This window comes from Flintibacter hominis (assembly GCF_014287965.1).
GTDB classification, from domain to species: Bacteria; Bacillota; Clostridia; order Oscillospirales; family Oscillospiraceae; genus Lawsonibacter; species Lawsonibacter aceti.
The window spans coordinates 1-8,035 of sequence record NZ_JACOPO010000018.1 but is presented as its reverse complement, the minus strand read 5'-3'; the positions used below and the strand labels follow the sequence as shown (position 1 = coordinate 8,035).

The following is an 8,035-nucleotide window of genomic DNA, read 5'->3' as shown; positions in this document are numbered from 1 at the left end:
GAAGTTATATGCTATGAAAGGGGGATAAGAAATCGCCCATAGAAAGGAGAAACTTTTATGAAAGCAAGGAAAACTGACAAGGGCAAGATAACCGCATTATACGAGCGTTTGAGCCGCGACGACGACCTCACAGGCGACAGCAACAGCATAATCAATCAAAAGAAGCTGCTTGAAGATTATGCAAGGGAGCAGGGCTTTACAAATTGCGTCCACTTTACGGACGACGGTTGGTCTGGTGCAAACTTCGAGCGTCCGAATTGGAAGCGCATGATTGCAGGGATTGAAAGCGGAGAAATCGGCTATGTACTGGTAAAGGATTTAAGTCGTGTCGGCAGGGATTATCTGCAAGTGGGATTTTACACAGAAGTCATGTTCAAGGAGCGCGGTGTACGCTTTATCGCCATAGCAAACGGAGTTGACAGCGACAGGCGCGAAAGCAGCGAGTTTGCCCCGTTTTTGAACATTATGAACGAATGGTATGTGCGCGACAGCAGCCGGAAAATAACAAGCGTTCTCCGCGCAAGGGGAATGTCCGGCAAGCATACAAGCAGCCATTGTATTTACGGCTACAAGAAAGACCCCAACGACAAAGACCACTGGATTATTGACGAGGAAGCCGCCGAGGTTGTGCGCCGGATTTACCGCATGGCGTTGGAGAGCAAAGGCCCGTATGAAATCGCCCGTATCCTTGCTTCTGAAAAGATTGAAAGACCATCCTATTACCTTGCACAGCGCGGCATGGGGAAACATCAATCCAACTATAACCCTGCTGAACGGTACACATGGCGCGGCGGCACAGTTGCCGACATTTTATCCAAGCCGGAGTATATGGGGCATACGGTAAACTTCCGCACCTATAAGGAGAGCTATAAAGACAAACGTTCCAAAATGACACCGACAGAGGATTTGGTCATTTTTGAAGATACGCAAGAAGCCATTATTGACAAGGAAACATGGGAGCGCGTCCAGAGCTTGCGGAAAACGGTACGCCGGACGGACACCATAGGCGCGGCAAACCCCTTAACAGGTCTGATGTTTTGCGCCGATTGTGGGGCTAAGATGTATAACCATAGGGGCGGGGCTGGAATTGCGCGGGACTGGGCGGGGCGACCAAACGGCAGAAAGCGTCCAGAGCGTGACGAGTACAACTGTTCCCGATATGATTTAGGCAACCAGCACTATGACAAATACTGCACGACGCACCTTATCCGCACAGCCGTTGTAAACCAACTTCTGCTTGAAGCTATCAAGGAAGTATGCGACTATGCGCTGAACAATGAAACCGCATTTATGGAACAGGTCTGCTCCGCTTCCAGCGAACGGCAGACGAAAGCGGCAAAGGCAACCCGACAGCGGAAACAGCGCAGTGAAAAGCGAACTGACGAATTGAGCCGCTTAATCCGCAAGCTCTATGAGGACAATGTAAACGGTAAACTTTCTGACAAGCTCTTTGAGCAAATGTTACACGATTTTGAAGCGGAATTAGAGGAATTGACCGAGAGCATAGCACAAGACCAACAGGAGCTTGACCGCATAAGCCGGGAAACCGTCAACGCTGAAAAATTCCTTGCCCTTGTCAAGAAATATACGGATTTTTCCGAACTCACCCCCGCCATGATAAATGAGTTTGTTGAAAAAATCCTTGTCCATCAAGCCGAGGGCAAAGGAGCAAGCCGGACACAGGAAGTTGAGATTTTCTTTAACTTTGTCGGCAAGGTAGAAATCCCCCATGAGGAAATCATACTGACAGAGGAAGAAAAAGCCGCATTAGCGGAACAGGAACGGCGCAGAGCGAAAAAAGCGGAATATAACCGCCGCTATATGGAGAAAAAGCGCAGACAATGGAAAGAGCAGAGGGAACGGGAGCAAGCACAAGAACCCCATGAACCGCCCGCTGCCGCAGACAAGAAAGGAGAACGCACAGCATGAGAAGATTGATTGACAGCAGCACCACACCACCCGCAAGACAGCCCCATATCGGTCATTATGGACGCTTACGGAAAGCCTACCTTGAGGGCTACCGCCCCGACCTCTACACCGCCTTTGTTGCCAGTGAAAAGCTGTATGAGCATTGCGCGGAGATTGACGCAGCCGCCCGGAGCCGGATTGACCTTATCATGCCGGAGCTTGCCAAGAGCGCGGGAGCCACCGAGGAATTAAAAGCGAAAGACCAGCTTGCATGGGTAGGGCTGATGAACGCTTGCAAGGCACAGGCAGAGGAAATCGTAAAACATGAGTTAATCTATGATTGACAGTCAAGAGCCGGAGAAAACACCCGAAAAATACCGCAAACAATCCCATGCGACGTATGGTATAATAATTTTGAAAAAATTTGAGATTTGATGTAGTATTCGCCGCTGAAACCGTAGTATATAGGTGAAGCCGGAAAGGAGGCGGTGTGATGATAGAAGATGAAAAAATCATTGAAATGTTTTTTGGGCGTTCAGAACAGGGCATACGGGAGCTGGATATAAAATACGGTAAAGTTTGCCACAAGTTATCGTATAACATTGTAAACAGCAGGCAGGACGCAGAGGAGTGCGTCAATGACGCTTACTTAGGGGCGTGGAACGCAATCCCCCCGGCGAAGCCAAACCCGCTTTTGACCTATATCTGTAAAATCGTTCGGAACATTTCTCTGAAAATCTATTACAGAAAGGAAGCAGCCAAACGCAGCAGCACTTACACGATTGCTATGGAGGAAATCGAAGCCTGTATAGCAGACCCGAACACAGTGGAAGCCGAAATTGAAGCCAGAGAGTTAGCCCGTATCATTGAAAGTTTTCTGGACACGCTGACCGTCGAGAACCGCGTTATCTTCATGCGCCGCTATTGGTTTTCTGATAGCTGTAAAGACATAGCCGAGTTTGTAGGGCTTTCGGAGAAAAATATCTCCGTCCGGCTGACCCGTATCCGTCAGAAAATGAAAAGCTATTTAGCAGAAAGAGAGGTATTCGTATGAACTCAAAGAAGTTTTCCGAAGCCATGAGCGAGCTTGACAGCAAGTATGTTGATGAAGCTATCAGCTACAAAAAGAAAACCCAAAAAACTGTTTGGGTTAAATGGGGCGCTGTTGCAGCTTGTTTAGCTTTAGTATGTGTCGCAGCAATTTGCCTTTTTCCCAACAACAACGACAGTGTTACCACTCCGGGTATAGCAGATGCAGCACCTATGGTTTATGTTAATGACACCTTGTATAAACAGTCCACTTCGCAAACATCATTCAACGAATTGAAAGCCGATTTTGTTTATTTAGGTGTCATTGAAAGTGATGTTACCAACTTCCAAGGCACAAATGACGCAGGTAATTATTTGGACGGCATACCCAAAGAAAACTTCCAGGCAAATCACCCTATTGTTGGCGCAGAAGTTTATCAATATGGCGAAAACATTGTCGTTGAGATTGGCGGGAAATACTGGTTGTATGAAAACTATCATAGCACAGACCTCGACGGAAACCCAGACGGGTATGACCCACTCCCCAATAACCAAACTTCTGGTGAAGAAGTATCAGAACAAGACCCCGCCGCAAACTGAATGAGCTATCTTCATATCGAAAGGGCAGCCGAGAAAATCGACTGCCCTTTTCCATGCCTACGGGAAGAAAGGAGCGCCCCCTATGACAAAACCAAGAGAGAAAACCCATGAGGAACTGACCGCCGAGATCGAGGACGGGAAGAAGAAAATCCGACAGTTTGAGAACCGGGAAAAGATGTTGCGGCAGAAGTTATCCCGCGAGGAACGCAGGACGCGCAGCCACCGCCTTATCGTCCGGGGCGCGGTCTTTGAAAGCATTGTGTCGGAAGCAAAAGACATGACCGACGAGGAAGCCGCCGCGCTTCTCCGGCTTGCCTTGACGAGCCAGCCAGCGCGGGAGTTTTTACAAAAACGAGCCGGGAACGCCACAAGCTGAAAGTCCCTTTGGAACAAAGGGCGCACTTATACACCCTTGCGGGCGTGTGCGCTCTGCCGAGGGCTTTATTTCCGCACAGGGAACTTTCCCCGCGCTCCGATATTGGCGGCTTTGCCGCAGACAGGGGAAGCTACACTTCCCCTGCGACGCTTGCGCGTCTACCCTTTTGTGTACTTGCCGAAAGCGAACACCTTGCTTCGCAAGCTATTCACTTTCAGCAAGTCTGAATATCCTATCCGGGAGGTGATACCATAGCAATTTACCATTGCAGTATTAAGATAGTCAGCCGGGGCAAAGGCAAGTCTGCCGTTGCCGCAGCCGCCTACCGAAGCGGCGAAAAACTGATAAATGAGTGGGACGGTATGACCCATGACTACACCCACAAGGGCGGTGTTATTCATTCTGAAATCATGCTGCCGCCCCATGCCCCGCCCTCTTTCTCTGACCGTTCTACCTTGTGGAACAGTGTGGAGCTTTACGAGAAAGCGGGGAACGCCCAACTTGCGCGGGAGGTTGAAATCGCCCTGCCCGTTGAATTATCCAGAGAGGAACAGTTACGGCTTGTCCGGGAATACTGTTCCTCTCAATTTGTTTCCAAAGGAATGTGCGCCGACTTCGCCATACATGACACAGGCGGCGGCAACCCTCACGCCCATATCCTCTTGACAATGCGCCCCCTTGACGAGCGCGGCGCATGGGCGGCGAAATCCAAAAAGGAATATGTGCTTGATGAAAAGGGCGAGCGTGTGAAGCTGCCAAGTGGCAGATACAAGACCCGCAAGGTTGACCTTGTGGACTGGAACAATCAAGAAAATGCGGAAGTTTGGCGGGCGGCATGGGCTGACCTTGCCAATGCCTATTTGGAGAGAAACGACAGCCCGGAGCGTATCGACCACCGCAGCTATGAACGGCAAGGGATAGACCAAATCCCTACCGTCCATGTGGGCGTGGCGGCTTGCCAAATGGAGAAGAAAGGCATAGCTACCGAAAAGGGCGAGCTTAACCGGAATATCCGAAAAGCAAACAAGCTGATAAAAGAAATCCGGGCGCAGATTGGCAACCTCAAAGAATGGATTGCCGGACTGCTTACGGATAGAGCGAACGCTCCCACAAAACCACAGCCGCCACAATCCCCCGACCTTGCAAATCTTCTGATGAAGTATTTGAGCGTCCAGAGGGAAAAGAGCCGGAAGTATTCGCAGGGCTGGCAGCAACGACACGCCGCAGACGAATTGAAAACCGTATCACAGGCAGTTAATTATCTGTCCGAGCATGGTATCGCCACCCTTGCGGAACTGGACGCTTCCCTTTCCTCTGTCCGCAAAAAATCCGACACTATCCGGGAGGGCATGAAAACCGCCGAGAAGCGTATGAAAGAACTGGAAAAGCTGATTGAGTACGGCGGGAATTATTTGAAGTACAAGCCCATACACGACGAACTGAAAACACTGAAAAACGGCTGGACGAGCAAGCGCGAAAAATACGAGGAAGCCCACCGCGCCGAGCTTGCCCTATGGGGCGCAGCAAGCCGCTATCTCCACGCAAACTTACAGTCAGGCGTGAAGTCTTTGTCTGTCACTGAATGGAAAAAGGAGTATGCCGCCCTCAAAGCACAGAGGGAAACGGAGTACACAAAGCTGAAAGAAGCCCGCACAGAGGTTGCCGAGCTTCAGAATATCCGAAAGTGCGTTGACATTGCACAGCGAGCCGACCAGCCGGAGCAGAGCCACACCAAGCGGCACGACATAGACCGCTGAAAGGAGTTGAGATTTTATGTATTACACCCAAGAACAGATAGACCGGGCGAATACTGCCGACCTTGTTTCTTTTCTGCAATCACAGGGCGAGCAGCTTACCCGCGCCGGGAACGAATACCGCTGGAAGCGGCACGACAGCTTGACCATCCGGGGAAATAAATGGTATCGCCACAGCCAAAGCAAGGGCGGCGCACCCATTGACTTTGTCATGGAGTTTTTCGGAAAGAGCTTTACCGAAGCCGTGGAACTGCTGACAGGAGAAAAAGGGGCAGCCCCGCCGCCGGACAGACCAAGCCCTGCGCCCCTCTCCGACTTCCGATTGCCGCCCCGAAGCAATGACAACCGAATAGCGAGGAACTACCTCATAGCAGCCCGCCGCATTGATGAAGATGTGACGGGCTTTTTCTTTTCCACCGGGGATATTTACGAGGAAGCCGCCCACCACAATACTGTATTTGTCGGCAGAGATGAAAGCGGCGTACCGAGATACGCCCACCAGCGCGGCACAGCCGGGAGCTTCCGGCTTGATGTGAAAGGCAGCGACAAAGCCTTTAACTTCTGCTACCGGGGCGAGGGCGAAAGGTTGTTCGTCTTTGAAGCCCCTGTTGACCTGTTATCTTTCCTCTGCCTGTTCAAAAAGGACTGGCAGAAGCAAAGCTATCTGGCATTGGGCGGCGTGGGGGAAAAAGCCCTGTTGCGCTTTCTCTCTGACCGCCCCAACATCAAGACTGTTTACCTCTGCCTTGACAGCGACCAAGCGGGAAATGACGCTTGCAGCCGCCTTGTGAAGCTCATGCCGGAGGGCTTGACCGTCCACCGCCTTATCCCTTTTTTCAAAGACTGGAACGAAGTACAGACACGCCGGGGAGAAATTACAGACGGGAAATATCTCCGGGAAGCTGTCTATGGCTTGAAAGAGCCGCCACAAGAAGAAACCGTTGAAATTATCCGCATGAGCGAGGTTGACACACAGACCGTTGAATGGCTATGGGAGCCGTATATCCCTTTTGGGAAAGTAACCATAGTACAAGGCAACCCCGGCGAGGGCAAGACCACCTTTGCCCTGCGCCTTGCCGCTGCCTGTACCACCGGGGGAACGCTGCCCGGCATGAAGCCCCTGCCGCCATTCCAAGTGATTTACCAGACCGCCGAGGACGGGCTGGGCGATACCGTCAAGCCCCGCTTGATAGAAGCCGAAGCAGACCTTGACCGGGTGCTTGTCATTGACGAAGCCAAACGGGAGCTTACCCTCTCCGACGAGCGCATAGAGAAAGCTATCGTCCAGAACGGGGCGCGGCTGATTATCCTTGACCCCATACAGGCGTATATGGGCGAGAAAGCCGACATGAACAAGGCTAATGAAGTGCGCCCTATCTTTCGCCGCCTTGCTGATGTTGCAGAGCGTACAGGCTGCGCCGTTATCCTTATCGGGCACTTAAACAAAGCCGCCGGAGGACAGAGCGCATACCGGGGCTTAGGCTCTATCGACTTCCGGGCGGCGGCGCGGAGCGTCCTGCTTATTGGGCGCGTGAAGCGTGAGCCGAATATGCGCGTGATTATCCATGACAAATCTTCTCTTGCGCCGGAGGGGAAGCCCATAGCCTTTTGCCTTGACCCCGACACAGGCTTTGAGTGGGTAGGCGAATATGATATAACCGCTGATGAACTGCTATCCGGCGCGGGCGGCAACACCGCCACAAAGACCGAGCAAGCGGAAAAACTGATTTTAGACTTACTGGCAGACGGGAAAGAGCTTGCCAGCGAGGATATAGAGAAAGCCGCCGCAGAAGCCGGGATTTCTGCCCGTACCGTCCGGGCGGCAAAGAAAAACCTTGACGGGCGCATTACCTCAAAGCGTATCGGCGCGGCATGGTATCACGCCCTTAAAAAGTGAAATGGCAAAATCCAAGTGGCAAAACCCAGATACCTTGCCACTTCGCCACTTCAACCAAAAAACAGCCGCCCCATGTTACGCATTAGACGCTCTGGAAGCCCCATTTTATAGGGCTTCCAGAGGGAGAAAACCGCCTATGCGGTACTTTATACCTTTACCCCCGAAAACAGCGTCCTATTGCGTAACAGGGGCATTTGCCATGAGCAGAAAGGAGAGCCTATGAACAATGAAACCCGCAAGACCAGCACCACCGCAGCCGCTTCCCCTCTGACCGTAAAGGAAGCCCCGCAGCCTGTTATGATAAAGAAAATAGGGAAAACCACCTACCGCGTCAAAATCCATTTCAGCGAAACGAGCAAAGAAACCATGAGCGACAAAATCAAGCGGCTTATTTTGAATGACTGCGAGAAAATTTCTTAAACACCCTTGACAAAGCGTACCAGAGGACACCCTTCTGTCGGCCATGGAGAA

At 51.4% G+C, this 8,035-nt stretch carries 8 protein-coding genes; all 8 read left to right on the top strand.

Annotation, left to right across the window (positions count from 1 at the left end; genetic code table 11):
• Window positions 1-57 precede the first annotated feature (57 nt).
• The 8 genes from H8S11_RS13545 to H8S11_RS13510 all read left to right on the top strand — a co-directional run bounded on the left by H8S11_RS13545 (window position 58) and on the right by H8S11_RS13510 (window position 7,984).
• A complete protein-coding gene (locus H8S11_RS13545; protein ID WP_186853514.1) occupies window positions 58-1,929 on the top strand; it encodes a recombinase family protein in 1,872 nt (623 codons plus the stop codon).
• Window positions 1,926-2,252 carry a TnpV protein gene (locus tag H8S11_RS13540; protein WP_186853513.1) on the top strand — a complete coding sequence of 109 codons (327 nt, stop codon included), beginning with the start codon at window positions 1,926-1,928 and terminating at the stop codon, window positions 2,250-2,252. The genes H8S11_RS13545 and H8S11_RS13540 overlap by 4 nt, the downstream gene beginning before the upstream one ends.
• 149 nt (window positions 2,253-2,401) lie before the next feature.
• The gene (locus H8S11_RS13535; RefSeq protein WP_186853512.1) at window positions 2,402-2,962 is read left to right on the top strand and encodes an RNA polymerase sigma factor; all 561 of its coding nucleotides are present in this window, start codon (window positions 2,402-2,404) and stop codon (window positions 2,960-2,962) included.
• Window positions 2,963-2,985: 23 nt separating this feature from the next.
• Entirely contained in the window at window positions 2,986-3,537 is a 552-nt protein-coding gene (locus H8S11_RS13530; RefSeq protein WP_243201069.1) for a hypothetical protein, read from the top strand.
• Between the two features lie 82 nt (window positions 3,538-3,619).
• Window positions 3,620-3,913 carry a DUF3847 domain-containing protein gene (locus H8S11_RS13525; protein ID WP_186853510.1) on the top strand — a complete coding sequence of 98 codons (294 nt, stop codon included), beginning with the start codon at window positions 3,620-3,622 and terminating at the stop codon, window positions 3,911-3,913.
• A 251-nt stretch (window positions 3,914-4,164) separates the two neighbouring features.
• Window positions 4,165-5,670, top strand: coding sequence for a MobQ family relaxase (gene mobQ / locus H8S11_RS13520; RefSeq protein WP_186853515.1), 1,506 nt, complete (start codon window positions 4,165-4,167; stop codon window positions 5,668-5,670).
• Between the two features lie 16 nt (window positions 5,671-5,686).
• Complete coding sequence (locus H8S11_RS13515) at window positions 5,687-7,564, top strand: AAA family ATPase (protein WP_186853509.1); 1,878 nt, start codon at window positions 5,687-5,689, stop codon at window positions 7,562-7,564.
• Between the two features lie 219 nt (window positions 7,565-7,783).
• Window positions 7,784-7,984: a transposon-encoded TnpW family protein gene (locus H8S11_RS13510; RefSeq protein WP_120389323.1), complete on the top strand. Its 201-nt coding sequence runs from the start codon at window positions 7,784-7,786 to the stop codon at window positions 7,982-7,984.
• The last annotated feature ends 51 nt before the right edge of the window (window positions 7,985-8,035 follow it).

What these genes read in the sequence shown, in the direction of transcription:
- H8S11_RS13510 (WP_120389323.1), top strand. Translation starts at nt 7,784, where the DNA reads ATGAACAATGAAACCCGCAAGACCAGCACCACCGCAGCCGCTTCCCCT.
- H8S11_RS13540 (WP_186853513.1), top strand. Translation starts at nt 1,926, where the DNA reads ATGAGAAGATTGATTGACAGCAGCACCACACCACCCGCAAGACAGCCC.
- H8S11_RS13525 (WP_186853510.1), top strand. Translation starts at nt 3,620, where the DNA reads ATGACAAAACCAAGAGAGAAAACCCATGAGGAACTGACCGCCGAGATC.
- H8S11_RS13535 (WP_186853512.1), top strand. Translation starts at nt 2,402, where the DNA reads ATGATAGAAGATGAAAAAATCATTGAAATGTTTTTTGGGCGTTCAGAA.
- H8S11_RS13515 (WP_186853509.1), top strand. Translation starts at nt 5,687, where the DNA reads ATGTATTACACCCAAGAACAGATAGACCGGGCGAATACTGCCGACCTT.
- H8S11_RS13530 (WP_243201069.1), top strand. Translation starts at nt 2,986, where the DNA reads ATGAGCGAGCTTGACAGCAAGTATGTTGATGAAGCTATCAGCTACAAA.
- H8S11_RS13545 (WP_186853514.1), top strand. Translation starts at nt 58, where the DNA reads ATGAAAGCAAGGAAAACTGACAAGGGCAAGATAACCGCATTATACGAG.